Genomic DNA, 25,467 nt, shown 5'->3' on the forward strand with positions numbered 1-25,467 from the left:
ATGGTTGGGCCGCTTCACCCACCGCAAGAGGACATCTGTGAACGCTGAATTCCTGATCACATCGCTGCTCGTCGTGGCATCCCCTGGCACCGGGGCCTTGGTGACACTGAGCGCCGGCCTGTCGCATGGCACGCGGGCCGCCCTGGTGGCGGCACTCGGCTGCACCCTGGGCATCATTCCTCACATGCTGCTCGCCATCACGGGCCTGGCCACGATCCTGCACACCAGCCCCTTCTTGTTCGAGTTGATCAAGTACGTGGGGGTGTTGTACCTGTTGCGCATGGCTTGGCTGGTGCTGAGGGACCGCAGCCTGCTTTCCGTGGCGGGCGAAGTGAGGCGACGCAGCCACCTGGAGGTGATCCGCCACGCGGTGTTGGTCAACCTGCTGAACCCCAAGCTGACGATCTTCTTCTTCGCCTTTCTGCCGCAGTTCATTGCACAGGAGGATGCTTCACCCCTGCTGTCCATGGTTTGTCTTTCGTTGGTGTTCATGGCGATGACCTTGGCGGTGTTCGGTGCCTACGGTTGTTTTGCTGCCGCCGTGCGCGACAGGGTGCTGGCCAGCCAGGTGGCCATGCGCTGGCTGCGCCGCAGCTTTGCCGCCGCCTTCGTCGCCTTGGGCGCCAAGCTGGCCCTGGCACAGCGCTGAGTTCCTGACAACCCGGCTGTTGCCGACCGGGCCGAGCGCAAAGGTTTCCAGAACCCCCAGGTCCAGCCCCGCCCTTGGGCATACTTCGAAGCCCCGCAGCGAAACCGGCAACCGGGCCATGCGCTTCGCCTGCGGACCCACGCCGCCACACCGCACCCGCCATGTTCACCTTTGCTCTTGATCCCCAGGCCTTGTTCCTTGAGCGCAGCCGACAGTTCGCAGGCTGGGGCATCCCCTGGCCGGTGATCCGCCGCATGCAGGCGCGAATCGCGGATTGCTGGGACGAAGGCCCTGGCGGTTGGGCGCACGAATGGATTCAGGAGGCTGAAGCGGCAGAGCGTCAACAGCGATTCATGCTGGCCGCCCTTCTCTATGGCGCGGCACGTTTTCCGTCCATCACCAGCCCCCTGCGGGCGCAGGCTCTGCAGTGCCAGATGGCCTGTTTCGAGCGGGGCATGCAGGGCCTGCCCGTGCAGGTGGAGCGGCGGCTGGTTGGGCTGCCCGCTCACCCTGCGATCACGGTGCCCGTGCATCTGTATGCCCCCCGGGCCGGGGGCGAGCGGCCTCTGGTGCTGCTCTCGGGTGGGGTCGACACAGGCAAGGTGGAGTTGCATCGTCTGGCCTGTCTGCTGACCCGCTTGGGCCGCTTCCGGGTCGCGGCCGTCGACATGCCGGGCACGGCTGAGAGCGGCATGGCGCTGACCGCCGATGCGCATCTCATCTACCAAGGGCTGCTGGGCGCGCTGGCACCCACTGGGCGCAGGGCCGTGTTGGGAGTGAGTTTCGGCGGGCATTGGGCGGCCAAGCTGGCCTTGCTGGAGGCGGTGGATGCGGCCGTCAACTTGGGAGGACCCACGGTGGTGTTCGAGTCAGGCAGCGCCTTTATGCGCAGCCTTCCCAACGGCATGCCGGGCATCATCGCCAACGCCCTGGGGCTGACGGGCATGCCGGGCGAGACCGCGATGGCCGAGCTCATGCAGCCGTTCTCTCTGCGGGCCCAGGGCCTGCTGGAGCGCCCCCGGTGTGCACCGATGCTGGTCATCAACGGCGAGCATGACCAGTACATTCCGCAGCAAGACAGCACGGTGCTGGCGCGTCATGCCAACAACCGGGTCTGGCTCATGCGGGGGATGAGCCATTGCGCGGCGGAAGGGCTGATCCGGATACTGCCCGCCGTCGTGGCCTGGTTGCGCGTGCAATTGCTGGGTGAGCCGCTGGGTGCACGCCTGGCCCTGTCCCTGGCAGAGTGCTTGCTGCCGCCTCGGTTGGCCAGCCACTGATCCCGGCCCGGCATCCCGTATCCGGCGCGAGGCCGCGGTTCTGTCCCCGCCAGGCTTGGACAAACTTGTGGACAAGCCGTGCCCTGTGCGTTGAATCAGTGTCTAAGTGCTTGATTTGAAAGAGATGTGCTTGCGCTGCCTGTTTTTTGGGCAGCGCGAGAGAGACAGGCTTCAGCGCGCTGACTTCAGCACGTCCCGGTACATGGGCGCGAGGATGGCCAGCAGCCGGTTCTGGGTGCGAAAAGGCACGCCTTGCTCGTCCATGGCCTGTTGCAGGTCTTCGACCAGGGCGTTGAAGTGCGCCATGGTGAGGGCCAGGTCCTCATGGGCATCTTTCATGGAGTTGCCTTCGTAGTGGCAGGGCCCACCCGTGAGTTCACACAGCTGATCCGTGATCTGGCCCTGCAGACCCTTGAGTTTGATGCCCTTGAACTTGTCGGCGATGCGCGGGTTGGCTGCCGAGCGCTTGAGCATGCCGGCCACCACGGCGTCGATGCCGGCGCGCTCCCCCAAGGCCTGGTACAGCCCGGCATCGGCGGGCCGGGCGGGCACGTAGCGGTCGGGTTCGGCGCTGGTGGCGGAAGCGGCCAGCAGCAGCAAGCTGGCCAGGGCAAGGGGCAGAAATCGTGGGGGCATGGGGGTGTCCTGAGAGGTGGCTGCAGGACCGGCTCAGTAGCTGACCTGGCCCGACAGGTACCAGCCGCGTTGCCGGCGCTGCTCGGTCACGCCGGGCACGATGCGGCCCAGGTCCACGTAGGCGGCGGTCAGCGACACATGGCGTTGCGGAGCCCAGGCGATGAACAGGTCTTTCCAGTCGTCCTGGCGCAAGGCATTGCCCAGGCCGGCAGCGCGCCCCAGGGCTTCCAGGTTGTTGGGCATGAAGCGGTACTCCGCGCCCACGGCCAGGTCCTTGCGCAGCAGGTAGGCCACGCTCAGTTCGGGGTTCAGGCTGGCACTGTTGCGCCCCGGGGCGGCCGAGCCGAAGCCCAGCAGCCCGCCCTGGTTGGCCTGGGTGTAGCGCAGCGTGGCGTTGAGCAGCAGCCCCTGGGCCAGCCACAGCTTGGTGGCCGAGACATACACATCGGTGCCCGAATTGCGCACGCCCAGGAAGTTGAACACCGGCTGCAGCGAGCCGGCCTGGGTGTGTTTGTACTGCAGGCCCAGCGCCACCTGGGGCATCAGGGTGTCGCTGTCCAGGATGGCATCACCGGCCAGCCGCAGCTTGGCGCCCAGCACGTCCATCTTGAGGTGCGGGCCGGGTTGCACATCAAAGCCCAGCGCATTGAGGGCGGTGGCCGGCCCGGCTGACAGGTCCTGCTGCCCGACCGACAACTCCAGCTGATTGCGCAGGTTCAGCGTCAGGCCATAGGTCTTCAGGCCGTAGTCGTGGGTGGCCAGGTGGTTGACGTTGGCGCTCAGCCCGATTTCACCGTCGGTGGCCTGGGTGCCGATCACGGCCCAGGGCACGATGCCGCCACCGGCCGCCCCCTCCACGGTCGAGACCCCGCCGGTCAACAGCAGCTTGCCCGATTCCGCCTGGGCGCCCCCCAGCAGCGCCAGCGACAGCAACAGGCCGAGGGCGGCTTTCAGATGCGGGCGGAGGTCTGGCATGTCGGTGCAAGGCGCTCAGGGCAGGGCCGAGGGGTTGGCGAAATAGGCCGAGGAGTAGGTCTTGAACTGCCCGCCATCGTTGGTGATGTTGGTCTGGGTGACTTCGCCAGGGCTGAAGACCACGCCCACGCCCCCGGCCGCCACCATTTCGTTGGCATGGGTCAGGAAGTAGCGAACCCGGTTGTCGCGCCAGGGAGACTTCGTGCTGGCAGTGGCTGCGGGCACGCCCATGGGGGTCTGCCACCACAGCAAGGGGCGGCCCAGGCCTTGGAAGTAGCTGTTGGCCAGCGAGAAATGCTCGGTGAAGTTCGGTGAGGTGGTGTTGGTCTCATCCCAGTACCAGCCACTGCCCGAGCGCACGCAACTGCCCACGCTGGATTGGGCCTCGAAGCAGCCGGCATCCCGGTCCAGCGTCTGCATCACCACGAAGTCGGCTTGCCCGGCCCCGAGCTTCTGCATGTAGCTCACTTCGGTGGCGCGCAGGCCCGAGAACAGCGAGGGCGGAAACCCCACATAGGCGTTCGGGGCGTACTGCCGCGCTGTCTGAAGCAGGCAGGAGGCCATGCCGACCACCGTGTTGGGCAGGCTGGCGCAGTCGGGGTTGGTGTTGACGTAGACAAACATCTTCGTCGGGTCCGGATTGGCCTGTTGGGTGTAGCCCCAGAAGTCCGGTTCGAAGTTGACCAGGGCGGGCTTGCCATAAGTGGCCAGTTGCTGGAACAACAGCCGGGTGTTGTCCCAGTAATCCTTCATGAAACTGGTGTCGGTCAACCCGGTCAGCACCCCGTCGCCGCGGGTGGCCATCTGGTAGAGGGTGAACATCGGGATCGCCCCCATCTGGTCGGCATTCTGCGCCACGATCTGCACATAGGCCCCCGACGGGCTGTTCCAACTCGGCCAGGAGCCGGTGCCGGCACCGACCAGGTACTGGTCATAGATGTCGGGGGTGATCTGCTGGGTCTGGATCGGCGACTTGTCGATCGATCCCAGGCCCACCAGCAGCCGCTGGCTGCGACCCAAGGCCTTGGCCAGCACGCCAGCGCGTTGGGCCAATGCGGCTTGCTGGATCAGGGTGTGGCCATCGGTGCTGCTCGTGCTGCCCGAGCCGCTGCTGCTGCCACTTCCGCTGCTGCTGCCGCTGCCGGAACTTGAACTGCCCGATCCGGAACTGGTGCTGGACGAGCCCCCACCCCCGCCGCCACAACTGGCTGCAAACAGGGCGGCCGTCAGGGCGATCAGACGGAGGGCTTGGATGGAATGGCGTGTTGGCAAAGACATAGCCTCCAGTCTACTGAAAGCTACCGCACAGTGGCATGACAAGCGCATCATTGCCACCCTGGTCAAGTGTGCTTTCTGTGTCCCAAGCGCGCCACAATCCGAGCGCCGACCAGGAGCCTGCCGATGTCTGACACCCACCCCCATGATTCTTCTCCCGCTGTCGATTTGAACGCCAAGCCCTTGTGGTGCATCACCACCACCGTGGGTCAGGCCTCCGATGCCAGCGCGCTGGCAAGCCAGGTCCTGGCGCAGCGCCTGGCCGCCTGTGTGCAGGTGGAGGCCTTGCAGTCGCATTACCGCTGGCAGGGCCAGACCCTGGCCGAGCCGGAATGGCGCCTCACGCTCAAGACGACCGCCGAGGCCGGTCCGGCCCTGCTGGCCTGGTTGAAGCAGCACCATCCCTACGACCTGCCCCAGCTGTGCTGGTCCACCTGGCAGGCCTCGGCCGATTACGCCCAATGGGTGCATGACAACGTGAGCCCATGAGAGGACAGGGCGGTTCGCCCCACATACCCACCTGAAATGCAAAAGGCCCGCCGATGGGCGGGCCTTGGGGCCTGGCGGCGGTGCCTGCGCCTCAGGACAGCAGCGCCTGGGCAAACTCGCGGGCGTTGAAGGTCTCGAGGTCTTCCAGCTTCTCGCCCACGCCGATGAAGTACACCGGCACCGGGCGCTCCTGGGCGATGGCGGCCAGCACCCCGCCCTTGGCGGTGCCGTCGAGCTTGGTCACGATCAGGCCGGTCAGTTTCAGCGCGTCGTCAAACGAGCGCACCTGGGCCAGGGCGTTCTGGCCGGTGTTGCCGTCGATCACCAGCAGCACCTCGTGTGGCGCCGTGGCGTCGGCCTTGTTCACCACGCGGCGGATCTTCTTGAGCTCTTCCATCAGGTGCAACTGGGTGGGCAGGCGCCCGGCCGTGTCCACCAGCACCACGTCCTTGCCACGGGCCTTGCCGGCGGTCACGGCATCAAAGCTCACGGCCGCCGGGTCACCACCTTCCTGGCTGACGATCTCGACCGTGTTGCGGTCGGCCCACACGCCCAGCTGCTCGCGGGCGGCGGCGCGGAAGGTGTCGGCCGCGGCCAGCAGCACGGCGGCGCCTTCGTTGGCCAGGTGCTTGGTCAGCTTGCCGATCGAGGTGGTCTTGCCCGCGCCATTGACGCCGGCCACCATGATCACGGTGGGCGTGAATTCGCCGATCACCAGTTGCTTTTCGAGCGGACGCAGCAGATCGGTGATCGCATCGGCCAGCAAGGCCTTCACCGCGGCCGGGTCGGTGGTCTTGCTTTCCTTCACGCGGCGCTTGAGGTCGTTGAGCAGGTGCTCGGTGGCTTTCACCCCGGTGTCGGCCATCAGCAGGGCGGTTTCGAGCTCTTCGTAGAGCGCATCGTCGATCTGGGTGCCGGTGAACACCGTGGCCAGGGTCGAGCCGGTCTTGCGCAGGCCGGCCTTCAGCTTGTCCAGCCAGCCTTGGCGCGCTGGTGCCGGGGCTGGTGCTGGCACGGGCTCAGGGGCCCTTGCGACGGGAGCAGGGGCTGGTGCCGGCGTCTTCACCGCCGGTGTCAGAACCGGGGCAGGAGCAGGAGCAAGAGCAGGTGCAGGCGCCGCAACTGGTGCCGGCGCCTCGACCCTCGGGGCTGCCTGGATCGGGGCCGGGGCAGGGATGGCTGGTGCAGGTGCAGGGCTAGGGGCCGTGGCAGGGGCAGAGACAGGCGGTACGGCGGGGGCCTCGACGGCCGGTGGCTCGGCCGAGGGTTCGACCGGTGCGGCCGGCTTGCCGCCAAAAGCGTTGCGCAGCCAGCTCAGGCCACCTCCGCCCGTGCTGGCCGGGGCCGGGGGCGCGGAGGCCGCCGGTGCAGGGGTTTCAGGGGCGGCTGCGGGCGCAGGCGCCGAAGCGGCAGGTGCGCTGGCAGGTTCTGCCGGGGCAGGAGCAGGGGATTTTTTCTTGAAAAAGCTGAACATTGCAGGGTTCTTAGAATCCCATCATTCTATGAAACGCACACCCACCCTTCTGGCCGCATTGATCTGCGCCTTGGCGGCCCCTGTTCTGGCGCAGTCCACACAGCCCTCTGCCCCGTCCCAGACGCCGCTTTCCGCGTCTGCCCCAGCAACGGCACCAGCACCGGCCCAAGCACCGGCACGATGGGCCAACGGGGTGCACCAATACACCCTGGCCAATGGCATGACGCTGATCGTCAAGCCCGATCACCGTGCCCCCACGGTGGCCCACATGCTGTGGGTGCGGGTGGGGTCGATGGACGAGGTCGACGGCACCAGTGGCGTGGCCCATGCCCTTGAGCACATGATGTTCAAGGGCACGCCCAGCCTGCCCCCGGGTGAGTTCTCGCGGCGTGTCGCCGCCCTGGGCGGGCGCGAGAACGCCTTCACCACGCGCGACTACACGGGCTACTACCAGCAGATTCCGGCCGCCCGCCTGGAAGACGTGATGAAGCTCGAAGCCGACCGCTTTGCCCACAACCAGTGGGTCGACGACGAGTTCAAGCGCGAAATCGAGGTCATCAAGGAAGAGCGCCGCATGCGCACCGACGACAACCCGCGGGCCCGCCTCTACGAGGCCTTGAACGCCGCGGCCTTTGTGGCTTCGCCCTACCACCGGCCCGTGGTGGGCTGGATGAGCGATCTGGACGCCATGACGCCCGACGACGCCCGCAGCTTCTGGCGCACCTGGTACACCCCCACCAATGCCGCGGTGGTGATTGCCGGCGACATCGAGCCCGAGCAGGCGCTGGCGCTGGCCAAGCGCCATTACGAGCCGATTGCCGCCCACGCCTTGCCCTTGCGCAAGCCACGCACCGAGCCAGAACAACTGGGCCTGCGCCGTTTCGACTTCAAGGCCCCGGCCGAGCAGGCCTATGTGACCCTGGCCTTCAAGGTGCCCAAGCTCGAATCCCCCGATCAAACCTCTTCCACTGACGACGACGTGCTGGCCCTGACCGTGCTGGCCGCCGTGCTCGACGGCTACCCTGGCGCCCGCCTGGAGCGGGGCCTGACCCAGGGCGAGCGCCGCGTGGCCGACAGCGCCGGGGCCTACAACGGCCTCATGGGCCGGGGCCCGCAGATGTTCGTGCTCGATGGCGTGCCAGCGGCCGGCCAGACCCCCGAGGCGGTCGAGGCTGCCTTGCGGGCCCAGGTGCGCCTGGTGGCCGAGCAGGGCGTCAGCGAGGCCGAGTTGCGCCGCGTCAAGGCCCAATGGGTGGCCAGCGAGGTCTACAAGCTCGACTCGGTGTTCAACCAGGCCAACGAACTGGGTCGCTACTGGGTGCAGGGCCAACCCCTGGATGCGGGCGAACGCCTGATCCAGCGCCTGCGCGGCGTCACCGCGGCCCAGGTGCAGTCGGTGGCGGCGCGCTATTTCGGCGATGACCAGCTCACCGTGGGCATTCTGCGGCCCCAGCCGCTGGACCCGCAGCGCCCGCGCAAGGCGGCGCCTGCCGGGCGCCATGGCTCCTGATGCGAGGTCTTCGCCCGATGTCTGCCGCTTTGTTCTCTGCCCTTTCTCTCCCTACCCTGGGCCAGGCCTTCGGCCTGCGCGCTTCCACAGGTGATTTCATGACTCTTCCCGTTTCGACGCCGCAGCGGCGCCTGCCACTGGCCCGGCGTGCCGGTCTGGCGCTGGCCCTGCTGCTGGCCGCCGTGGCCGCCCAGGCCGCGCTGCCCATCCAGCACTGGACCCAGCCCAGCGGGGCCCGTGTGGCCCTGGTGGAAAGCCCCGCCATCCCGATGCTCGATGTGCAGATCGACTTCGATGCCGGCTCGCGCCGGGACCCGGCCCGCCAGGCCGGCCTGGCCTCGGTCAGCGCGCTCATGAGCGCCCGGGGCGTGCAGGCCCATGGCAGCGCCCCCGCCTTCGACGAAAACGCCCTCAGCGAGGCCTGGGCCGATCTGGGCGCCAGCTTTGGCGGCAGTGCCAGCAGCGACCGCCTCACATTCGGTCTGCGCACCTTGACCGAGCCGGATCTGCTGGACCGCGCCGTGGCCCTGGCGGCGCGGCAACTGGCCGAACCGGCCTTGCCCGAGGCGGTGTGGCGCCGCGAGCGCGAGCGCCTGGTGGCCTCGCTCAAGGAGGAGGACACCCGCCCCGGCACCCAGGCCGCCAAGGCCTTTGCCCGCGCGGTCTATGGGGACCACCCCTATGGCTACGAGATGAGTGCCGCCACGCTGGCCACCATCCAGGTCAGCGACCTGCGCAGCTACCTGAAGCGCTCGGTGCGCGCCTGCGACGCCCGCGTCAGCCTGGTCGGTGCCGTCAACCGCGAGCAGGCCGATGCCCTGGTCTCCCGCTTGCTGGCCCTGCTGCCGGCCGGGCCCTGCCAGCCGCAGCCGGCCGTGCCCCAGGTGGCGCCCCTGACCCAGGCCGAAACCCTGAGCCTGCCCTTCGATTCGGCCCAGGCCCATGTGTTCATCGGCCAGCCCGGCATCCGCCGCGCCGACCCCGACTACTTTGCCCTGCTGGTGGGCAACTACATCCTGGGCGGTGGCGGCTTTGTGTCGCGCCTGACCAGCGAGGTGCGCGAAAAGCGCGGCCTGAGCTACAGCGTCTACAGCTACTTTGCCCCGGGCCTGCATGCCGGGGCCTTCACCATCGGCCTGCAGACCCGCCCCGACCAGGCCGCCGAGGCCGTGAAGGTGGCGCGTGAGGTGCTCAGCCGCTATGTGGCCGAAGGGCCCACCGAGGCCGAACTCAAGGCCGCCAAGGACAACCTGGTGGGCGGCTTTGCGCTGCGCATCGACAGCAACAAGAAGCTGCTCGACAACGTGGCCAACATGGCGCTGCACGAGCTTCCGTGGGACTACCTGGACACCTGGACGCAACAGGTCGACAAGGTCAGCGTGCAAGACATCCGGGCGGCTTTTGAGCGCCACGTGCAGCCCGATCGCCTGGTCACCGTGACCGTAGGAGCCCGCCCATGACCCGTTCGCCCATGCCCCGCCCAGCCAAGACCCCCGCCGTGACGCCAGGCAAGGCCCCGGTGCGCCCGAAGGTCAGCAAGGCCCCGGGTGAGATCCGCATCATCGGCGGCCTCTGGAAGCGCACCCGCCTGGCCGTGCCCGACCGCCCGGGCCTGCGCCCCACGCCGGACCGCGTGCGCGAAACCCTGTTCAACTGGCTGGGCCAGGACCTGGGTGGCTGGCGCTGCTTCGATGCTTTTGCCGGCACCGGCGCCCTGGGCTTCGAGGCCGCCTCGCGCGGGGCGCGCGAGGTCTGGTTGATGGAGCAGGACAGCACCCTGGTGCAGCACCTGCAGGCCAGTTCGATCCGCCTCAAGGCCAGCCAGGTGCGGGTGCAACGCGGCGATGGCGTGGCCCAGCTGGTGCAGCAACGCGGTGCCGGCCTGGACCTGGTGCTGTTGGACCCCCCCTTTGCCTCCGATCTGTTCGAGCCCGCCTTGCGGGCCGGGGCGCAGGCCCTGCAAGCCGAAGGCTTTCTGTACCTGGAGGCCCCCCGCGCCTGGACGGCCGAGGAACTCCTGCCCCTGGGCCTGCAGCCCTACCGCTACCTCAAGGCGGGGGCGGTGCACGCCCACCTGTTGAAACGGGGCAGCCCGGCGGTCTGATCCAGGCGGCCGCACCGGCGGTATCGGCTTGTGGCAAGGTGGTGTCAGCGGCGTTCCAGGGGCCATGCATAATGCGCGCAAACAATGCACCAGCCCCCATCTGCAGGAGACGCACCGCCATGGCCCAGAACGTGATCGCCATCTACCCGGGTACTTTCGACCCCATGACCCTGGGGCACGAAGACGTGGTGCGACGTGCCACCCAGCTGTTTGACCACGTGATCGTGGCGGTGGCGGCGGGGCACCACAAAAAGACCCTGTTCAGCCTGCAAGAGCGCGTCGACATGGTGCGCTCGGCCGTGGAGCCCTTCCCTCAGGTCGAGGTGGCCACCTTCGGGGGCCTGCTGCGCGATTTTGTGGTGGCGCGCGGCGGCAAGGCCATGGTGCGCGGCCTGCGTGCCGTCACCGACTTCGACTACGAGTTCCAGCTCGCCGGCATGAATCGCAGCCTGATGCCCGACGTCGAGACCGTCTTCCTCACCCCCAGCGACAAGTACCAATTCATCTCGAGCACCTTTGTGCGCGAGATCGCCGTGCTCGGTGGCGAGGTCGACAAGTTCGTTTCACCCCTGGTGCAGGAGCGCCTGGCCGAGAAGGTGCGCAGCCTGGGCCGCGACTGAGCCGGGCGCGGCAGCGTCGCCCTGTCAGGGGCGATGCCAGCGCGCGATCCAGTCTTTCAACAAGGCGTTGACCTGGGGCGCGCGCTCCATCGTCAGCATGTGGCCGCAGCGCGGGATCAGCGCCATGTGCGCATCAGCGATGGCCTCGGCCATCTCGTAGGAGCATTCAGGCGGGGTCAAGAGGTCGTTGGCACCACACGCCACCAGCGTCGGGCACTGGATGCGGGCCAGGTGAGGGCGCGCGTCGGGGCGGTCCATCACGGCTTCGTTCTGTCGCGCCAGCGCTTCGCCGCCGGCCGACTGGATGAAGCGCCAGTAGCGCGCCCGCAGGTCGGGCCGGGCGGCACCATCGGCATGAAAGGCCAGGGCGACGTTGGGCTCGATCACCTCGCGCAGCCGGCCCGCGCGGAATTTGCCCACCGCCGCGCTGCGCAGTTCACGCATGGCCTCGGTCTCGGGGCGTGCATTGCTGCCCAGCAGGGCCAGCCCCGTGATGCGTTCTGGCGCCTGGCGCAGGGCCTCCAGCGCGATCATGCCCCCCATCGAGGTGCCGCACAGGGCCAGGGGGCCGCTGTGTTCGCGCAGCACGGCGGCCGCCATGGCGCGGATGCTGGGGTGGCGGAAATGCACCAGGCTGATGGCCCAGCGCAAGTCGTGAGGCAGGGCGTGGGGCAGGGCGCGGGTCTGGTCGGCCCACAGGTCGGCGTCAGCGGCCAGGCCGGGCAGAAAAATCAGGGTACTCATGGGCGTGCAGGCAACTTCAAAGCCACGGAAGCTGCCGATCATGCCTCAGCGTACGCCAGCGTGCTGGCGCCCTGACCGCTGCGTCAGTCGATGCCCGTTTGGGGCTCGCTCGAGAGCCAGCGCCCGCGTGGCCGGCCCGCCGCCTGCATGCCGTTGGCGGCCCAGGGCCAGGACACCCGGCTCCAGGGGGCCTGGCCGGTTTCGGCCGGCAGGGCCTGCACCGACGGGGCCAGGTGGCCCAGCGGGTGGCTGCGGCGGATCAGCAGGTCGACGCAGTCCTGCCCATCGTTGTTGCCGTCGTCCGGCGGAAAGCGCAGGCGCGTGGTGTCGCGGATGATGGGCTGGTCGTGGTTCGGGTCCAGAGAGGATGAAGCGTCCATGCAGAAGTCCAGTGTGCTTGACGAGCCACGCGGGTCGTGGGCTATCGCTTCTACGAAGGGTATTCTTGGGTGGACGAGAGGTTGGTCGGTGGTGGCGCAGCCCGCCTGTCGGCGTCGGCGCCTCCTGCTTGTAGGCGCCGGCCCACAGCTTGCCGACCGCTTGCTCATGCCGGGCTGGCGCGTGCGGGCAGGTAGGCGGTGATGCGACTTCCCTGGCCCGGGGTGGACTCCACCACCAGACGCCCGCCGGTGGCTTCCACCCGGTGGCGCATGCCCTCCAGCCCATGCGAACCGGCCCCGATCTGCTCGGGGTTGAAGCCGATGCCGTCATCGCTCACCGTCAGCAGCGCGTGGGTGCCCGTGTTCTGCAGCCACACCGACGCCTGCCGCGCACGGGCGTACTTGCCGATGTTGGTCAGGGCTTCCTGCACCAGCCGGTACAGGGTCAGTTGCGACGACTCATCCAGATCCACCTCTTCCAGCCGGGTGTCGAGCACCAGGTCGGAACGCTCCGAAAACTCCCGCGTGAGGATCTCCAGCGAGGGCAGCAGGCCCAGGTTGGACAGCGACGAGGGGCGCAGGTCTTCGACGATGCGGCGCTTCAGGGCGATGCCCCGGTTCAGGGTTTCGGTCAGGTGCTGGAGGCGCTGCAGCGCCTCCGGTGCGTGGTCGCCCAGGCGCGACTTGATGCGCGCCACATCCAGCTTGGCGGCGGTCAGCAAAGAGCCCAGCTCATCGTGAAGTTCGCGCGCCAGGTGGCCACGTTCGTCCTCGCGCACCTGCTGCAGATAGGTGGCCAACCTGGCCAGAGAGGCCGTGCGGTCGCGCACCAGGTTTTCCAGGCGGTCGCGTTCCTGCTTGAGGATTTGCTGCTCGCGCTGGCCTGCCTGCTTCAGGGCGTTGGATTGGCGCAGGTACAGGTAGAAGGACAGCAGGCCCACCAGCGCCGTCAGGGCGATGCCCAGGCGGGACACCAGCAGCGAGCGCAGGATCTGCTGCTCGCCCAGCTCGGTCTGGCGGCTGCTTTCTTCGATCAGGGCGGCCGATTGCTCCCGGATGGCGTCCATGTGCTCCTTGCCGACATCGGTGTGCATCACGAATTTCCAGGCGTCTTCCTTGCCCTGCTTGCGCAGCTTCAGGCTCAGGTCCATCTCGGCGAGCTTGCGCGACACATGGCGTGACAGGGCGACCAGGGCCGCTGGGTCGACGGGGTGGGCCTGATCGCTCTGCCGCAGTTGGTCCAGGGTCTGGTTCACCTCCGTCACGGCGCTGTTGTAGGGCGCCAGATAGCGCTCGTCGCCGCTGAGCAGGTAGCCGCGCAGACCGGTTTCGGCGTCCAGCATCAGGGCCAGCAGCTTGTGCAGCGTGGCGCGGGTCTCCTGGGTGGCTGCAATGCGCCGCACGGCACCGGCCGAGCGCTCGTAGCCCATTTCGTTGATGCCGATCAGGCTCAGGGTGGCCAGCAGGGCCAGCGGCAGGCAGATCCACTGTCGCGTGATCTTCAGAGGCTGGCCGCTGCTGGGGCGCTGCTTCAGCCAGACCGGCAAGGAGGCAAACCTGGTCATGGAAAACTCCGGGCGTGGTGGGCCATGGGCAGCCCCCTAATCCCTGTGCATGGGTGGGAAGCTGGTGAAACTTTTTTCAGGGCTTGTGGTTTCGGTTATTGTCAGCGCATTTGTGGGATATGACTCACAAATGATGAAAGACGATAACGATGATCAGAATAGGCATAGTGGATGACCACGCCATCGTGCGCTCGGGTTTGCGCAACTTCTTTGCCGACCATGTCGACCTGCGCGTGGTGGGCGAGGCCGGCAACGGGCGCGAGGCGATCGACCTGGTGCGCACCACCGAGATGGACGTGCTGCTGATGGACCTGGCCATGCCGGGCCAGTCGGGGCTGGATGCACTGGCCATGATCCGGGCCAAGGCGCCCGATGTGGGCATCCTGATCCTCTCGGGCTACCCCGAGGAGCACTACGCCATGAACCTGATCCGTCAGGGGGCCAGTGGCTACCTCAACAAGGAGTGCGACCCCGCCGAGATCGTCGAGGCGGTGCGCACCATTGCACTGGGCAAGCGCTACATCACCCGCACCGTGGCCGATCTGCTGGCCCAGCAACTGGGTCGCAAGGACGATGTGCCGGTGCACGAGCAGCTCTCGGAGCGCGAGTTCCAGGTGTTTCTCAAGCTGGCCCGGGGCGAGACGGCCGGCGACGTGGCCAAGTCACTCTCGCTGAGCGTGAAGACGGTCAGCACCTACCGCACCCGCCTGATGGAGAAGATGGGCCTGGCCTCCAACAGCGATCTGACCTATTACGCGCTCAAGAACCGATTGATCGATTGAGGTGCCGCTCAGGCATCTGAGGAGGCCTGCAGCGTGCAGAAATCGATCAGGGCGTCGATCTCGTTGGACTTGTCGAACACCGCATCCACGCCCAGGCTGGCGCAGCGCAGCCGGATGTCGGGCGTGGCGTAGTTGGTCAGCACGATCAGGCGCTGGTGCGGCTGGCGCTGTTGGCAGGCCGAGATCACGCCCAGGCCGCTGCCCTCCTTGAGAAACAGGTCCACGATGGCCAGGTCCCACTCGTTCGGGTACTGGTGCAGCCATTCGGTGCCCTGGTGCTCGGTCTCTGCGAAGCCCACGGCGCGCACATCGGCCAGCTCTTCCAGTGTGCCCACCAGGTTCTCGCGGATCGTGGCGTTGTCTTCGACGATGTAGGTTCGGAGTTCCAAGTGACGACCTTGTCCACCTGCCAGGACCCGCCACAACCCAGACCAACGGGTTTGGATCGCGCATGTGCGGTAAGTTCAGGTCGGTGAATTGTGCCAGTCACCTCGGTTTGAGGATGTCAGACCATTCCTACACGGTCGTGCCGCACACCGGGCAGTTCGGGTGGTGTGACAGGTTCATGCGCGTCCACTCCATGGTGCGCGCATCCAGCATCAGCAGCTTGCCGGTCAAGGGGGTGCCGGCCTGGCTGAGCAGCTTCAAGGCCTCGGCGGCCTGCAGGCTGCCCACAATGCCGACCAAGGGCGCAAACACGCCCAGGGTGGCGCAGCGGGTTTCCTCGGGGGCTTCGGCGGGGTCGAACACACAGGCGTAGCAGGCGCTGCCGGCCTGGCGCGGGTCGAACACGCTGATCTGGGCATCGAAGCGGATGGCGGCCCCCGACACCAGGGGGCGGCGATGCCGCACGCAGGCGGCGTTGACCATCTGGCGCGTGGCGTAGTTGTCGCTGCAGTCCAGCACCACATCGGCCTCGGGCAAAAGGCGGTCCAGCAGGGCCGCGTCGGCGCGCTGGCGCAGCGCATCCACCCGCACCTCGGGGTTGCGTGCCAGCACGGCCTGGCGCGCCGAGTCGACCTTGGCCTGCCCGACCCGGCTCTGGGTGTGGGCGATCTGGCGTTGCAGATTGGTCAGGTCCACCTCGTCATCGTCGATCAGCGTGAGGCGGCCCACCCCGGCGGCGCCCAGGTACAAGGCGGCGGGCGAGCCCAGGCCGCCCGCACCCACCACCACGGCGTGCGCAGCCAGCAGACGCTCCTGCCCCTCGATGCCGATCTCGTCGAGCAGGATGTGGCGGGAATAGCGGAGCAGCTGGTCGTCGTTCATGAAAAAAAAGCGCCCCGCAGGGCGCTGGTGATCCCTGTTGTGCAGGGCTCAGTTGTTGGTCTTTTCTTCCTTGCGCTCGGTCTGGGTCTTGCTGACCATCACCGGGCGGCCCTTGAGCTGGTTCAGGGCCTGCACCAGCGGGAAGTCCTTGTCGCTGCCCAGCTCGGGCAGCTTGCGGTCGGCCACAGGCTTCTTGGCCTCTTCTTCGAGGCGCTTGCGGGCCTCGTCGCGGGCCTTTTCGCGCTCAGGGTCGGGCTTTTCTTCGCCCTGGCCGCTGTTCAGGTGCTTCTCCAGATCGGCCTCACGCATGCGCAGGGCGGCAAACGGGCTGCCCTCTTCGGTGTCGTCCACCATCACCTCGGGCACGATGCCCTTGGCCTGGATCGAGCGGCCGCTGGGGGTGTAGTAGCGGGCGGTGGTCAGCTTCAGGCCGGTGTCGGGGCCCAGGGGGCGCACGGTCTGGACCGAGCCCTTGCCGAAGGTCTGGCTGCCCATGATGGTGGCGCGTTTGTGGTCTTGCAGGGCACCGGCCACGATCTCGCTGGCCGAGGCCGAGCCTTCGTTGACCAGCACCACCAGCGGCACGCTCTTGAGGGCGGCGGGCAGCTTCTTGAGCGGATCGGGGCCGCTGCGGCGTTGGTAGAACTCGGGCGAGGCCTTGAAGGTGAACTTGCTTTCCGCCAGCTGGCCGTTGGTGGAGACCACCGTCACGTTCTCGGGCAGGAAGGCGCTGGACACGGCCACGGCGGCATCGAGCAGACCGCCCGGGTCGTTGCGCAGGTCGAGCACCAGGCCCTTCAGATTCGGCTCTTGCTTGTAGATTTCGTCGATCTTCTTCACGAAGTCGTCCACCGTGCGTTCCTGGAACTGGCTCAGGCGGATCCAGGCGTAGCCGGGTTCGATCACCTTGCCGCGCACCGACTGGGTGCGGATCTGCTCGCGCACGATGGTCACCGGGAAGGTGCGGTTCTCGTCCTTGCGGAACACGGTCAGCAGCACCTTGGTGTTGGGCTCGCCGCGCATGCGCTTCACGGCGTCGTTCAGGGCCAGGCCCTTCACGGCGGTGTCGTCGATCTTGGTGATCAGGTCATTGGTCTTGAGGCCCGCGCGGTAGGCGGGCGAGCCCTCGATGGGCGAGACGATCTTGATCAGACCGTCTTCCTGGGTGATTTCGATGCCCACGCCCACGAACTGGCCCGAGGTGCCTTCGCGGAATTCCTTGTAGGACTTCTTGTCGAAGTACTGCGAGTGCGGGTCCAGGCTGGCCACCATGCCCGAGATGGCGTCGGTGATGAGCTTCTTTTCGTCCACCGGTTCGACGTAATCGGTCTTCACCATGTCGAACACCGCGGCCAACTGCTGCAGTTCTTCGAGTGGAAGCGGGGAAATGCTGCCCCGTGCCACGGTTTGCAGCGAGACCGTGGTCAGCGCGCCGGCCACCACGCCAATGGAAATCCAGCCTGCGATACGGAGTTTTTCACCCATGAAATCACCTTTTTGCGACGCAATATACACCTAGGATGGGCCGCGTCAGGCCAGGTTCCGCAGTCCCCTTCATTCACCCGGGGAATCTGCGCTGTCGGGGGCTGGCTTTACCCCGTCTTTACCGGGGCGCCTGGAGCACGCGCTCAGGCCTTGCCTTGCGAGGCCACGGCCGCAGCGGCCTTGGCAGCGGCTTCGGCATCGCCCAGGTAGTAGTGGCGGATCGGCTTCAGATCGGCGTCCAGTTCGTACACCAGCGGGATGCCGTTGGGGATGTTCACGCCCACGATGTCGTCATCGCCGATGTTGTCCAGGTACTTGACCAGGGCACGGATCGAGTTGCCGTGGGCGGCCACCACCACACGCTTGCCGCTCTTGATGGCGGGGGCGATGGATTCGTTCCAGAACGGCAGCACGCGGGCCACGGTGTCCTTCAGGCATTCGGTCAGCGGCACTTCTTCAGGCTTGAGGCGGCCGTAGCGCACATCGCCGCGCTCAGAGCGCGGGTCGGTGGCTTCCAGGGCCGGCGGCGGGGTGTCGTAGCTGCGGCGCCACACCAGCACCTGGGCGTCACCGTACTGCTTGGCCATGTCGGCCTTGTTGAGGCCTTGCAGGGCGCCGTAGTGACGCTCGTTCAGGCGCCAGCTGTGCACCACCGGCAGCCAGGTGCGGTCCATCTCGTCCAGGGTGTGCCACAGGGTGCGGGTGGCCCGCTTGAGCACGCTGGTGTAGGCCAGGTCGAAGTCGTAGCCTTCGGCCTTGAGCAGGCGTCCGGCGTTCTTGGCCTGCTCCACCCCGGTCGGGGTCAGGTCCACATCGGTCCAGCCGGTGAAGCGGTTTTCAAGGTTCCAGGTGGATTCACCATGGCGGACGAGAACGAGTTTGTACATGCGAAGCCCTCAATTTTTCCAGTGCGAAACCCAGCATTCTAAAATTGTCGGGTTTGCCAACCCAAGGAACCCCGTGAAATTCATTACCGACAACTGGATGCTGATCGTCATTGCCCTGAGTTCAGGCGTGATGCTGCTGTGGCCCACCCTCAAGGGCGCCTCGGCTGTGGGCCTGTCCACCGCCGATGCCGTGCAGCTCATCAACCGCGAAAAAGCCGTGGTGGTGGATGTCAGCGACGCGGCCGACTATGCCCAGGGCCATGTGAACGGCGCGCGCAGCGTGCCGCTGGACCAACTGGAGGCGCGCCTGCCCGAGGTGGTCAAGAACAAGGCCCTGCCGGTGATCTTCGTGTGCGCCAGCGGTTCGCGCGGCGGCCCGGCCGTCAAGACCGCCCAAAAACTGGGTTACCAGCAGGCCCAAGCCCTGAGCGGCGGGCTCAAAGCCTGGAAAGAGGCTAACCTGCCGGTTGAAAAGGCCTGAACCGGGCCCATGTCCTGTATCTACCCAGCAAGGAAATTGTCCCCATGCAGCCCGTGAAGATGTACACCACTGCCGTCTGCCCTTATTGCATCCGCGCCAAGCAGATCCTCAAGGCCAAGGGCGTGACCGAGATCGAAGAGATCCGCATCGATGCCGACCCCGCCCAGCGCGACCACATGATGCAGATCACCGGCCGGCGCACCGTGCCCCAGATCTTCATCGGCGACACCCATGTGGGGGGCTGCGACGATCTGATGGCCCTGGACGGCCGCGGCGGCCTGCTGCCCCTGCTGGGCGCCTGAGCGCCTGAACGCGCTGCCGCAAAAGCGCCTTTTTCTGCTGAGATAATGGCGCTTGAGTGCCCGCTGCGGTAACGCTTCCGCGGCGGGTTTTCTTTTAATGGGCACCGACCCTGGACTGCAGGCGGTGTCTTGTTTTTGTGAACCGAGAAACCTCATGGCCGAGCAACAAGATCCCGTTTTCCAGATCCAGCGCGTTTACCTCAAGGACCTGTCGCTTGAGCAGCCGAATTCCCCCGCCATCCTGCTCGAACAAGAGCAGCCCAGCGTCGACATCCAGCTCGGCGTGGACGCCACCCCGGTGGCCGACGGCATCGTCGAAGTGACCGTGACCGCCACCGTGCAGACCAAGATCAAGGACCGCACCGTGTTCCTGGTCGAGGCCAAGCAAGCCGGCATCTTCGAGATCCGCAACCTGCCCGAAGACCAGATGGGCGCCATCCTGGGCATCGCCTGCCCGCAGATCGTGTACCCCTACCTGCGCGGCAACGTGGCCGACATCATCCAGCGCGGCGGCTTCCCGCCCGTGCACCTGGCTGAAATCAACTTCCAGGCCATGTACGAACAGCAGCAAGCCCAGGCCGCCGGCCAGGTGGCTCAGTAAACAGCTGTTGCGCCCGGCCTGCCTTGGCAGGGCCGGGTGCCTGTTGCGTCCGATATGAAAATAGTCGTCGCCGGAGCCGGTGCCTGGGGCACGGCCCTGGCCATTGGCGCTTGTGCTGCACCGGCCGCCCACCAGGTCACCCTGTGGGGCCGTGATGCGGCCCAGGTGGCCGCCATGCAGGCCTCGCGCCGCAACCAGCGCTACCTGCCGCTGGCCCAACTGCCCGAATCCTTGAGCCTGAGCGCCGCGCCGCTGACCGCCCTGGCGGCCGGCAGCGATCTGGTGATCATTGCCACCCCCATGGCCGCCTTGCGCGCCACCCTGGCCAGCCTGTCGGAGCTCACCGTGCCGGTGGCCTGGCTGTGCAAGGGCTTCGAGCGTGTGGCGGATGCCGATGCAGGCCAAGGTCTGCACGGCCTGCTGGCCCATGAAATCGCCGAGCAGGTGGCCCCGCGTCTGGCGGTGGGCACCCTGAGCGGCCCCAGCTTTGCGCGCGAGGTGGCCGAGGCCAAGCCCACCGCCCTGGTGGCAGCCAGCCATCAGGCGGCTGTGCGCCACGCCCTGGTCGAGGCCCTGCACGGCCCCAGCCTGCGCGTGTACGCCAACGACGACCTGATCGGTGTCGAGGTGGGCGGCGCCGTCAAGAACGTGCTGGCCATTGCCACCGGCCTGTGCGACGGGTTGGACCTGGGCCTGAACGCCCGGGCCGCCCTGATCACCCGTGGCCTGGCCGAGATGACCCGCCTGGGCCTGGCCCTGGGCGCCCGGGCCGACACCTTCATGGGCCTGTCGGGCCTGGGTGATCTGGTGCTCACCGCCACCGGCGACCTGAGCCGCAACCGCCAGGTCGGCCTGCTGCTCGCGGCCGGCCACAGCCTGCAACAGGCGGTCGATTCGCTGGGCCACGTGGCCGAGGGCGTGTACAGCGCCCGCACCGTGGTGCAGCGGGCCCGCCTGCTGGGGGTGGAGATGCCGATCTCCGAGGCCGTGGTGGCCCTGCTCGATGGCCGCTTGCAGCCGGCCGAAGCCGTGGCTGCCCTGATGGGGCGCGGCCCCAAGGGCGAGATGGTCTGAGCCCGGTGGGCTCAGATTCTCCACACCGGTTCAGATCTCCAGGTTGTCGATCAGGCGCGTGCTGCCCAGGCGCGCCGCGCCCAGCACCACCAGCGCATCGCCCGCCTGGGGCTCCTGCAGGTCGCTGCGCCGGCGCACGGTCAGGTAGTCGGGCACCCAGCCGCGGGCTTGCAGGGCGGCCCGGGCGGCGGACTCCAGGGCCTCGCGCTGCTGCGGCAGCGCATGCGCCGCGGCCAGCGCCTCGCGCCCCAGGCCCCGCAAGGCCAGCGACAGTTGCAACGCCTCGGTGCGCTCGGCCTCGCTCAGGTAGCCGTTGCGCGACGACAGGGCCAGGCCGGCCTCGCTGCGCGTGGTCTCGGCCCCCAGCACCGTGATCGGCAGCGCAAACTGCTGCACCATGCGCTGGATCACCATCAGCTGCTGGTAATCCTTCTTGCCGAACACCGACACCCCTTCGGCATGGCCGGCAAACACCGCCGAGAACAGCTTCATCACCACCGTGCACACGCCGGTGAAGAAACCAGGGCGGAACTCGCCCTCCAGCAAATCGGCCAGCGCCGGGTCGGGCTGCACCTTGAAGGTCTGCGGCTCGGGGTACAGATCGGTCTCGCGAGGGGCAAACAGCACATCGCAGCCCGCGGCTTCCAGCTTGGCGCAGTCGGCCTCCCAGGTGCGCGGGTAGCTGTCAAAGTCTTCGTGCGGCAGAAACTGCAGGCGGTTCACAAAGATGCTGGCCACGCTGACATCCCCCAGCGGGCGGGCCTGCCGCAGCAGTGACAGATGCCCCTCGTGCAGATTGCCCATGGTGGGCACGAAAGCCGGGCGCTGGGCGCTGGCAAGGGTCTGGCGAAGCTCCGCCACGCTGCGAACAATCTTCAAGTCTCGTCTCCGGCAAAGGCCTGGGCCAGGCCCAAAATGGGCGCGAGTGTAATCGCCGTCGAGGTATCAAAATGTATCGGCGTGCCTCATGGGCCCAAGACAGCGCTGTCCGTTTGTACAAAAGATGACAGTTTGCTGAAAGCCCCTGGCGCAGCGGCTATGCTTCGCGCCCATGACGAAATTGCTTGAGTTCTCGCCAGCCGAGCTGGCGGCGCTGGCGCAGTCCGACGTGGCCCGGGCGCTGCAAGAGGATGTGGGCCCGGCCGACCTGACCGCCGCCCTGGTGCCCCCGGGGCGCCGCATCACCGCCCGTGTGCTGGTGCGCGAGCCCGCCGTGCTGTGCGGCCAGCCCTGGGCCGAGGCCGTGATCCGCCACTGCGACCCCAGCGCCGAGCTGCGCTGGCAGGTGGCCGAAGGCCAGACCTGCCAGGCCGACCAGGTGGTGCTGGAGGTGCAGGGCGAGGCCCGGGCCCTGCTCACGGCCGAGCGCACCGCCCTCAATTTTCTGCAACTGCTGAGCGCCGTGGCCACCCGCACCGCCCAGCACGTGGCCGCGGTGCAAGGCAGCCGGGCCCGCATCGTCGACACCCGCAAGACCCTGCCCGGCCTGCGTCTGGCCCAGAAGTACGCCGTGCGCACCGGGGGCGGTCTGAACCACCGCATCGGCCTGTACGACGCCGTGCTGATCAAAGAGAACCACATCGCTGCGGCCGGCGGCATCCGCCCCGTGCTGGCCGCGGCCCAGGCGGTGGCGGCGCAGGCCCAGTTCATCGAGATCGAGGTCGAGACCCTGGCCCAGCTGCAAGAGGCGCTGGATGCCGGCGCCCGCATGGTGCTGCTCGACAACATGGACCTGCCCACCCTGCACGAGGCCGTGCGCCTGAACGCCGGCCGCGCCGTGCTCGAGATCTCGGGCGGCGTGACCCTGGAGCGCCTGGCCGAGCTGGCCGCCACCGGGGTCGACCGCATCTCCATCGGGGGCCTGACCAAGGACGTCAAGGCCACCGACTTCTCCATGCGATTCGAGGACTGGGCATGAGCGCCGTGATTGACATCGACTACGAACAGCCGGCCCTGGCCGAAGGCAGCGTGTGCGACACCCGCCGCGCCTGGGCCCGCGTACCGCCCGAGCCCACGCAGGCCGAGCGCGGGGCGCTGAAAGACCGCATCCGCCGCCTGCTGAAAGAGCGCAACGCCGTCATGGTGTCGCACTTCTATGTGCACCCCGACCTGCAGGATCTGGCCGAGGAAACCGGCGGCCTGGTCAGCGACTCGCTGGAGATGGCCCGCTTCGGCCGCGATCACGCGGCCCAGACCCTGGTGGTCTCGGGCGTGCGCTTCATGGGTGAGACCGCCAAGATCCTGTCGCCGCACAAGCGCATCCTGATGCCCGACCTCGATGCCACCTGCTCGCTCGACCTGGGTTGCCCCACCGACGCTTTCAGTGCCTTCTGCGACGCCCACCCCGACCGCACCGTGGTGGTGTACGCCAACACCAGCGCCGCCGTGAAGGCCCGTGCCGACTGGATGGTCACCTCGGGCTGCGCGCTCGACATCGTGCAGGCCCTGAAAGACCAGGGCCAGAAGATCCTGTGGGCGCCCGACCGCCACCTGGGCCATTACATCCAGCGCGAAACCGGCGCCGACATGCTGTTCTGGAACGGCGCCTGCATCGTGCACGACGAGTTCAAGGCCTTCGAGCTGCAGGCCCTGATGGCGCAGCACCCCCAGGCCAAGGTGCTGGTGCACCCCGAGTCGCCGGCCGATGTGGTGGCCCTGGCCGACGTGGTCGGCTCCACCTCGGTCATCCTCAAGGCGGCGCGCGAGCTGCCGGCCAGCGAGTTCATCGTGGCCACCGACAACGGCATGATGCATAAGCTGCGCACGCAAAACCCCGGCAAGACCTTCTATGAGGCGCCCACCGCCGGCAACAGCGCCACCTGCAAGAGCTGCGCGCACTGCCCCTGGATGGCCATGAACGGCCTGGCCGACGTGGCCCGGGTGCTCGAGACCGGCGCCAACGAGGTGCTGGTGGACCCGGCCCTGATTCCGCGCGCCCGCCTGCCCATCGACCGCATGCTGGCCTACACCGCCGCCCTGAAGAACGGCCAGCCCACCGCCGGCCTGGTGCCGCACCTGGGGGCCGCTTGAACACCCCGGGTGATGTGCGCGTTCTGCTCGACTTTGCCGACCCCCACGACCCGGCCGGCCCGCGCACCCGCCACGCCTTCACCCAGCCCCTTCAGGTGCTGCAGGCCCGCGAGCTGAGCGAGGTGGCCCCGGTGCTGCTGGCCGCCGAGGCCGCAGCCCAGGCTGGCCGCTGGGTGCTGGGCTACCTGCGCTACGAAGCCGCGCCAGCCTTTGACTCGGCGCTGCAGGTGCACCCCGCCGAAGCAGGGCCGCTGGCCTGGTTTGCCGTGTTCGACCAGCCCCGGCCCTGGCCCGCACCCGACGAGGGCGAGGCCCTGCCGGCCCGCGTCGATTGGCAGCCCCTCGATGAGGCGGCCGATTTTCAGCGCCCCTTCGAGCGCCTGCAGCAGCAGATCGCCGCAGGCGACTTCTACCAGGTCAACCTCACGGCGCAGCGCCGGGGCCAACTGGTGGACACCGAGCCCGATCTGCGCATCACCGAGGCCGAGGCCGGCCGCGCCCTGTTCGACGCCCTCCAGCGCGCCCAGCCCGGCGGCTATGCGGCGCTGATCCAGACCGGTGAAGAGCAGTGGCTGTCCGTCTCGCCCGAGCTGTTCTTTGACTGGCGCGAGGGCCAGTTGCTCACCCGCCCCATGAAAGGCACCGCCCCGCGCGGCGCCACCCCGGCCGACGACGCGGCGCAGCGCCAGGCCCTGCTCGAGAGCGCCAAGGAGCAGGCCGAAAACGTGATGATCGTCGACCTGCTGCGCAACGACCTGTCGCGCCTGGCCGACCCCTTTGGCGTCAGCGTGCCGCAGCTGTTCCAGGTCGAAGCCCTGCCTTCGGTGTGGCAGATGACCTCCGACGTGCAGGCCCGCACCCGGCCCTGCACCCGCCTGCTGGACGTGTTCAGCGCCCTGTTCCCCTGCGGCTCGGTCACCGGGGCCCCCAAGGTGCAGGCCATGAAAGCCATCCAGGCCCTGGAGGCCGGGCCGCGCGGCGTGTACTGCGGCGCCATCGGCGTGCTGCGTCCCGGCGGGGCGGCCACCTTCAACGTGCCCATCCGCACCGTGGGCCTGCAGGGGCGTGAGGCCCGTTGCGGCCTGGGCAGCGGCATCACCGCGGCCGCCCAGGCGGCGGGCGAATGGCGCGAGTGGCAGCACAAGCAGGGCTTTCTGGAGCGCGCCAGCCAGCCCTTCGACATCCTGGAAACCCTCAGACTGCAGGACGGCGCCCTGTGCCACGGCCAGTTGCACCTGGCCCGCATGGCCCGTGCCGCCCGCCACTTCAACGTGCGCTGGGATGAGGACCACGTGCACAAGGTGCTGGCCCAGCTGGTGCGCCGCCACCCCCAGGGCCGCTGGCGTGTGCGCCTGCTGCTCGACGCCCAGGGCCTGGCCCACGCCGAGGCCTTTGCCCTGGACGATTCTCCCCCCCAGGTCACCCTGCGCCTGGCCCCCGGCGCCTTCCCCCAGGCCTTCAGCGAATTCACCCGCTACAAGACCACCCGCCGCGCCCACTACGAAGCCATGGCCCCGGCCCAGCCCGGCATCTTCGACACCCTGCTGTGGAACGAGCGCGGTGAGATCACCGAATGCACCCGCGGCAACGTGGCCCTGCTGCTCGACGGCCAATGGCTCACTCCGGCCCTGCACTGCGGCCTGCTCGACGGCGTGGGCCGCGAAGCCGCCCTGCAAGAGGGCTGGCTGAGCGAGGGCGTGGTGCGCGTGAGTGACCTGCCCCGGGTGCAGGCGCTGGCCTTTGTGAACAGTTTGCGGGGGGTGATTCCGGCGCGGGTGGCTGTCGCCGAGTGAGGGCTGCGGCACAAGCCAGTGGCGCGCACCACCCGAGGAGCGGCTGCTGGTGTGGCTGACTT

At 68.0% G+C, this 25,467-nt stretch carries 27 protein-coding genes; 15 read left to right on the top strand and 12 right to left on the bottom strand.

Translation table 11 applies throughout. The annotated features are described in order from the left end of the window. The first annotated feature begins 37 nt into the window (after positions 1–37). Positions 38–649, top strand: coding sequence for a LysE family translocator (locus tag L880_RS0112255; protein WP_027475924.1), 612 nt, complete (start codon positions 38–40; stop codon positions 647–649). 161 nt (positions 650–810) lie between these two features. Next, a complete protein-coding gene (locus L880_RS0112260; RefSeq protein WP_027475925.1) occupies positions 811–1,929 on the top strand; it encodes an alpha/beta hydrolase in 1,119 nt (372 codons plus the stop codon). 171 nt (positions 1,930–2,100) lie between these two features. On the opposite strand, the gene L880_RS0112265 is transcribed toward L880_RS0112260, so the two are convergent. Genes L880_RS0112265 through L880_RS0112275 form a run of 3 tightly spaced genes read right to left on the bottom strand, consistent with a single transcriptional unit; the run spans position 2,101 to position 4,818 of the window. Further along, positions 2,101–2,565, bottom strand: coding sequence for a group I truncated hemoglobin (locus L880_RS0112265; RefSeq protein WP_027475926.1), 465 nt, complete (start codon positions 2,563–2,565; stop codon positions 2,101–2,103). Between the two features lie 33 nt (positions 2,566–2,598). Then, the gene (locus tag L880_RS0112270) at positions 2,599–3,540 is read right to left on the bottom strand and encodes a DUF3034 family protein (protein ID WP_043329342.1); all 942 of its coding nucleotides are present in this window, start codon (positions 3,538–3,540) and stop codon (positions 2,599–2,601) included. Positions 3,541–3,555: 15 nt separating this feature from the next. After that, positions 3,556–4,818, bottom strand: a complete 1,263-nt coding sequence (locus L880_RS0112275) for a hypothetical protein (protein ID WP_051443271.1) — start codon at positions 4,816–4,818, stop codon at positions 3,556–3,558. Positions 4,819–4,941: 123 nt separating this feature from the next. Between L880_RS0112275 and cutA the strand changes: the two genes are divergently transcribed. Next, positions 4,942–5,304 carry a divalent-cation tolerance protein CutA gene (cutA, locus tag L880_RS0112280; protein ID WP_084461267.1) on the top strand — a complete coding sequence of 121 codons (363 nt, stop codon included), beginning with the start codon at positions 4,942–4,944 and terminating at the stop codon, positions 5,302–5,304. Positions 5,305–5,395: 91 nt separating this feature from the next. Here the strand turns inward: cutA and ftsY are convergent, their stop codons facing one another. Further along, positions 5,396–6,778: a signal recognition particle-docking protein FtsY gene (gene ftsY, locus L880_RS0112285; RefSeq protein ID WP_027475930.1), complete on the bottom strand. Its 1,383-nt coding sequence runs from the start codon at positions 6,776–6,778 to the stop codon at positions 5,396–5,398. 28 nt (positions 6,779–6,806) lie between these two features. Here ftsY and L880_RS0112290 point away from each other — a divergent pair, with 28 nt between their 5' ends. The 4 genes from L880_RS0112290 (at position 6,807) to coaD (ending at position 11,012) form a co-directional block, all read left to right on the top strand. Continuing rightward, on the top strand, positions 6,807–8,288 hold the full coding sequence (locus L880_RS0112290) for a M16 family metallopeptidase (RefSeq protein WP_245615119.1): 1,482 nt from the start codon (positions 6,807–6,809) through the stop codon (positions 8,286–8,288). A gap of 98 nt (positions 8,289–8,386) precedes the next feature. After that, a complete protein-coding gene (locus L880_RS0112295) occupies positions 8,387–9,748 on the top strand; it encodes a M16 family metallopeptidase (RefSeq protein ID WP_051443283.1) in 1,362 nt (453 codons plus the stop codon). Continuing rightward, positions 9,745–10,392: a 16S rRNA (guanine(966)-N(2))-methyltransferase RsmD gene (gene rsmD, locus L880_RS0112300; protein ID WP_245615121.1), complete on the top strand. Its 648-nt coding sequence runs from the start codon at positions 9,745–9,747 to the stop codon at positions 10,390–10,392. The genes L880_RS0112295 and rsmD overlap by 4 nt, the downstream gene beginning before the upstream one ends. A gap of 119 nt (positions 10,393–10,511) precedes the next feature. After that, positions 10,512–11,012 (top strand): pantetheine-phosphate adenylyltransferase, encoded by a 501-nt coding sequence (gene coaD, locus L880_RS0112305; protein ID WP_027475934.1) that lies wholly within the window; start codon positions 10,512–10,514, stop codon positions 11,010–11,012. Positions 11,013–11,036: 24 nt separating this feature from the next. Here coaD and L880_RS0112310 read toward each other — a convergent pair whose 3' ends face one another. The 3 genes from L880_RS0112310 to L880_RS0112320 all read right to left on the bottom strand — a co-directional run bounded on the left by L880_RS0112310 (position 11,037) and on the right by L880_RS0112320 (position 13,701). Continuing rightward, positions 11,037–11,756 (bottom strand): alpha/beta fold hydrolase, encoded by a 720-nt coding sequence (locus L880_RS0112310; protein ID WP_027475935.1) that lies wholly within the window; start codon positions 11,754–11,756, stop codon positions 11,037–11,039. An 83-nt stretch (positions 11,757–11,839) separates the two neighbouring features. Beyond that, positions 11,840–12,136: a hypothetical protein gene (locus L880_RS0112315; RefSeq protein WP_027475936.1), complete on the bottom strand. Its 297-nt coding sequence runs from the start codon at positions 12,134–12,136 to the stop codon at positions 11,840–11,842. 164 nt (positions 12,137–12,300) lie between these two features. Continuing rightward, the gene (locus tag L880_RS0112320; protein WP_245615123.1) at positions 12,301–13,701 is read right to left on the bottom strand and encodes a sensor histidine kinase; all 1,401 of its coding nucleotides are present in this window, start codon (positions 13,699–13,701) and stop codon (positions 12,301–12,303) included. 149 nt (positions 13,702–13,850) lie between these two features. Here L880_RS0112320 and L880_RS0112325 point away from each other — a divergent pair, with 149 nt between their 5' ends. Further along, the gene (locus tag L880_RS0112325; protein ID WP_027475938.1) at positions 13,851–14,483 is read left to right on the top strand and encodes a response regulator; all 633 of its coding nucleotides are present in this window, start codon (positions 13,851–13,853) and stop codon (positions 14,481–14,483) included. An 8-nt stretch (positions 14,484–14,491) separates the two neighbouring features. Here L880_RS0112325 and L880_RS32305 read toward each other — a convergent pair whose 3' ends face one another. The 4 genes from L880_RS32305 to gpmA all read right to left on the bottom strand — a co-directional run bounded on the left by L880_RS32305 (position 14,492) and on the right by gpmA (position 18,124). Beyond that, on the bottom strand, positions 14,492–14,872 hold the full coding sequence (locus L880_RS32305; RefSeq protein WP_043329345.1) for a response regulator: 381 nt from the start codon (positions 14,870–14,872) through the stop codon (positions 14,492–14,494). A 127-nt stretch (positions 14,873–14,999) separates the two neighbouring features. After that, positions 15,000–15,752, bottom strand: a complete 753-nt coding sequence (locus L880_RS0112335) for a HesA/MoeB/ThiF family protein (protein WP_027475939.1) — start codon at positions 15,750–15,752, stop codon at positions 15,000–15,002. 48 nt (positions 15,753–15,800) lie between these two features. Then, positions 15,801–17,237: a S41 family peptidase gene (locus L880_RS0112340; RefSeq protein WP_027475940.1), complete on the bottom strand. Its 1,437-nt coding sequence runs from the start codon at positions 17,235–17,237 to the stop codon at positions 15,801–15,803. A gap of 143 nt (positions 17,238–17,380) precedes the next feature. Further along, positions 17,381–18,124, bottom strand: a complete 744-nt coding sequence (gpmA, locus tag L880_RS0112345) for a 2,3-diphosphoglycerate-dependent phosphoglycerate mutase (protein WP_027475941.1) — start codon at positions 18,122–18,124, stop codon at positions 17,381–17,383. A gap of 73 nt (positions 18,125–18,197) precedes the next feature. Here gpmA and L880_RS0112350 point away from each other — a divergent pair, with 73 nt between their 5' ends. The 4 genes from L880_RS0112350 to L880_RS0112365 all read left to right on the top strand — a co-directional run bounded on the left by L880_RS0112350 (position 18,198) and on the right by L880_RS0112365 (position 20,582). Next, positions 18,198–18,605 (top strand): rhodanese-like domain-containing protein, encoded by a 408-nt coding sequence (locus tag L880_RS0112350; RefSeq protein WP_027475942.1) that lies wholly within the window; start codon positions 18,198–18,200, stop codon positions 18,603–18,605. Positions 18,606–18,649: 44 nt separating this feature from the next. Further along, a complete protein-coding gene (gene grxC / locus L880_RS0112355; protein WP_019574009.1) occupies positions 18,650–18,907 on the top strand; it encodes a glutaredoxin 3 in 258 nt (85 codons plus the stop codon). Positions 18,908–19,061: 154 nt separating this feature from the next. Further along, complete coding sequence (gene secB / locus L880_RS0112360) at positions 19,062–19,508, top strand: protein-export chaperone SecB (RefSeq protein ID WP_019574008.1); 447 nt, start codon at positions 19,062–19,064, stop codon at positions 19,506–19,508. 54 nt (positions 19,509–19,562) lie between these two features. After that, positions 19,563–20,582: an NAD(P)H-dependent glycerol-3-phosphate dehydrogenase gene (locus L880_RS0112365; RefSeq protein ID WP_027475943.1), complete on the top strand. Its 1,020-nt coding sequence runs from the start codon at positions 19,563–19,565 to the stop codon at positions 20,580–20,582. Between the two features lie 30 nt (positions 20,583–20,612). On the opposite strand, the gene panC is transcribed toward L880_RS0112365, so the two are convergent. Next, positions 20,613–21,461, bottom strand: a complete 849-nt coding sequence (gene panC, locus L880_RS0112370; protein WP_027475944.1) for a pantoate--beta-alanine ligase — start codon at positions 21,459–21,461, stop codon at positions 20,613–20,615. Between the two features lie 172 nt (positions 21,462–21,633). Here panC and nadC point away from each other — a divergent pair, with 172 nt between their 5' ends. Genes nadC through L880_RS0112385 form a run of 3 tightly spaced genes read left to right on the top strand, consistent with a single transcriptional unit; the run spans position 21,634 to position 25,405 of the window. Continuing rightward, positions 21,634–22,500 (top strand): carboxylating nicotinate-nucleotide diphosphorylase, encoded by an 867-nt coding sequence (nadC, locus tag L880_RS0112375; protein WP_027475945.1) that lies wholly within the window; start codon positions 21,634–21,636, stop codon positions 22,498–22,500. Beyond that, positions 22,497–23,612 (top strand): quinolinate synthase NadA, encoded by a 1,116-nt coding sequence (gene nadA, locus L880_RS0112380; RefSeq protein ID WP_027475946.1) that lies wholly within the window; start codon positions 22,497–22,499, stop codon positions 23,610–23,612. The genes nadC and nadA overlap by 4 nt, the downstream gene beginning before the upstream one ends. After that, positions 23,609–25,405 (top strand): chorismate-binding protein, encoded by a 1,797-nt coding sequence (locus tag L880_RS0112385; protein WP_245615125.1) that lies wholly within the window; start codon positions 23,609–23,611, stop codon positions 25,403–25,405. The genes nadA and L880_RS0112385 overlap by 4 nt, the downstream gene beginning before the upstream one ends. Positions 25,406–25,467: the final 62 nt, after the last annotated feature.

The sequence above is a fragment of the Curvibacter gracilis ATCC BAA-807 genome, assembly GCF_000518645.1.
Classification (GTDB): Bacteria; Pseudomonadota; Gammaproteobacteria; order Burkholderiales; family Burkholderiaceae_C; genus Curvibacter; species Curvibacter gracilis.

Coding starts and splice junctions, on each gene's coding strand:
- coaD (WP_027475934.1), top strand. CDS start 10,512: ATGGCCCAGAACGTGATCGCCATCTACCCGGGTACTTTCGACCCCATG.
- L880_RS0112310 (WP_027475935.1), bottom strand. CDS start 11,756: ATGAGTACCCTGATTTTTCTGCCCGGCCTGGCCGCTGACGCCGACCTG.
- L880_RS0112325 (WP_027475938.1), top strand. CDS start 13,851: ATGATCAGAATAGGCATAGTGGATGACCACGCCATCGTGCGCTCGGGT.
- L880_RS0112270 (WP_043329342.1), bottom strand. CDS start 3,540: ATGCCAGACCTCCGCCCGCATCTGAAAGCCGCCCTCGGCCTGTTGCTG.
- L880_RS0112260 (WP_027475925.1), top strand. CDS start 811: ATGTTCACCTTTGCTCTTGATCCCCAGGCCTTGTTCCTTGAGCGCAGC.
- L880_RS0112295 (WP_051443283.1), top strand. CDS start 8,387: ATGACTCTTCCCGTTTCGACGCCGCAGCGGCGCCTGCCACTGGCCCGG.
- L880_RS0112340 (WP_027475940.1), bottom strand. CDS start 17,237: ATGGGTGAAAAACTCCGTATCGCAGGCTGGATTTCCATTGGCGTGGTG.
- L880_RS0112265 (WP_027475926.1), bottom strand. CDS start 2,565: ATGCCCCCACGATTTCTGCCCCTTGCCCTGGCCAGCTTGCTGCTGCTG.
- L880_RS0112290 (WP_245615119.1), top strand. CDS start 6,807: ATGAAACGCACACCCACCCTTCTGGCCGCATTGATCTGCGCCTTGGCG.
- grxC (WP_019574009.1), top strand. CDS start 18,650: ATGCAGCCCGTGAAGATGTACACCACTGCCGTCTGCCCTTATTGCATC.
- ftsY (WP_027475930.1), bottom strand. CDS start 6,778: ATGTTCAGCTTTTTCAAGAAAAAATCCCCTGCTCCTGCCCCGGCAGAA.
- L880_RS0112335 (WP_027475939.1), bottom strand. CDS start 15,752: ATGAACGACGACCAGCTGCTCCGCTATTCCCGCCACATCCTGCTCGAC.
- L880_RS0112315 (WP_027475936.1), bottom strand. CDS start 12,136: ATGGACGCTTCATCCTCTCTGGACCCGAACCACGACCAGCCCATCATC.
- nadA (WP_027475946.1), top strand. CDS start 22,497: ATGAGCGCCGTGATTGACATCGACTACGAACAGCCGGCCCTGGCCGAA.
- gpmA (WP_027475941.1), bottom strand. CDS start 18,124: ATGTACAAACTCGTTCTCGTCCGCCATGGTGAATCCACCTGGAACCTT.
- L880_RS0112320 (WP_245615123.1), bottom strand. CDS start 13,701: ATGACCAGGTTTGCCTCCTTGCCGGTCTGGCTGAAGCAGCGCCCCAGC.
- L880_RS0112275 (WP_051443271.1), bottom strand. CDS start 4,818: ATGTCTTTGCCAACACGCCATTCCATCCAAGCCCTCCGTCTGATCGCC.
- cutA (WP_084461267.1), top strand. CDS start 4,942: ATGTCTGACACCCACCCCCATGATTCTTCTCCCGCTGTCGATTTGAAC.
- nadC (WP_027475945.1), top strand. CDS start 21,634: ATGACGAAATTGCTTGAGTTCTCGCCAGCCGAGCTGGCGGCGCTGGCG.
- secB (WP_019574008.1), top strand. CDS start 19,062: ATGGCCGAGCAACAAGATCCCGTTTTCCAGATCCAGCGCGTTTACCTC.
- L880_RS0112365 (WP_027475943.1), top strand. CDS start 19,563: ATGAAAATAGTCGTCGCCGGAGCCGGTGCCTGGGGCACGGCCCTGGCC.
- rsmD (WP_245615121.1), top strand. CDS start 9,745: ATGACCCGTTCGCCCATGCCCCGCCCAGCCAAGACCCCCGCCGTGACG.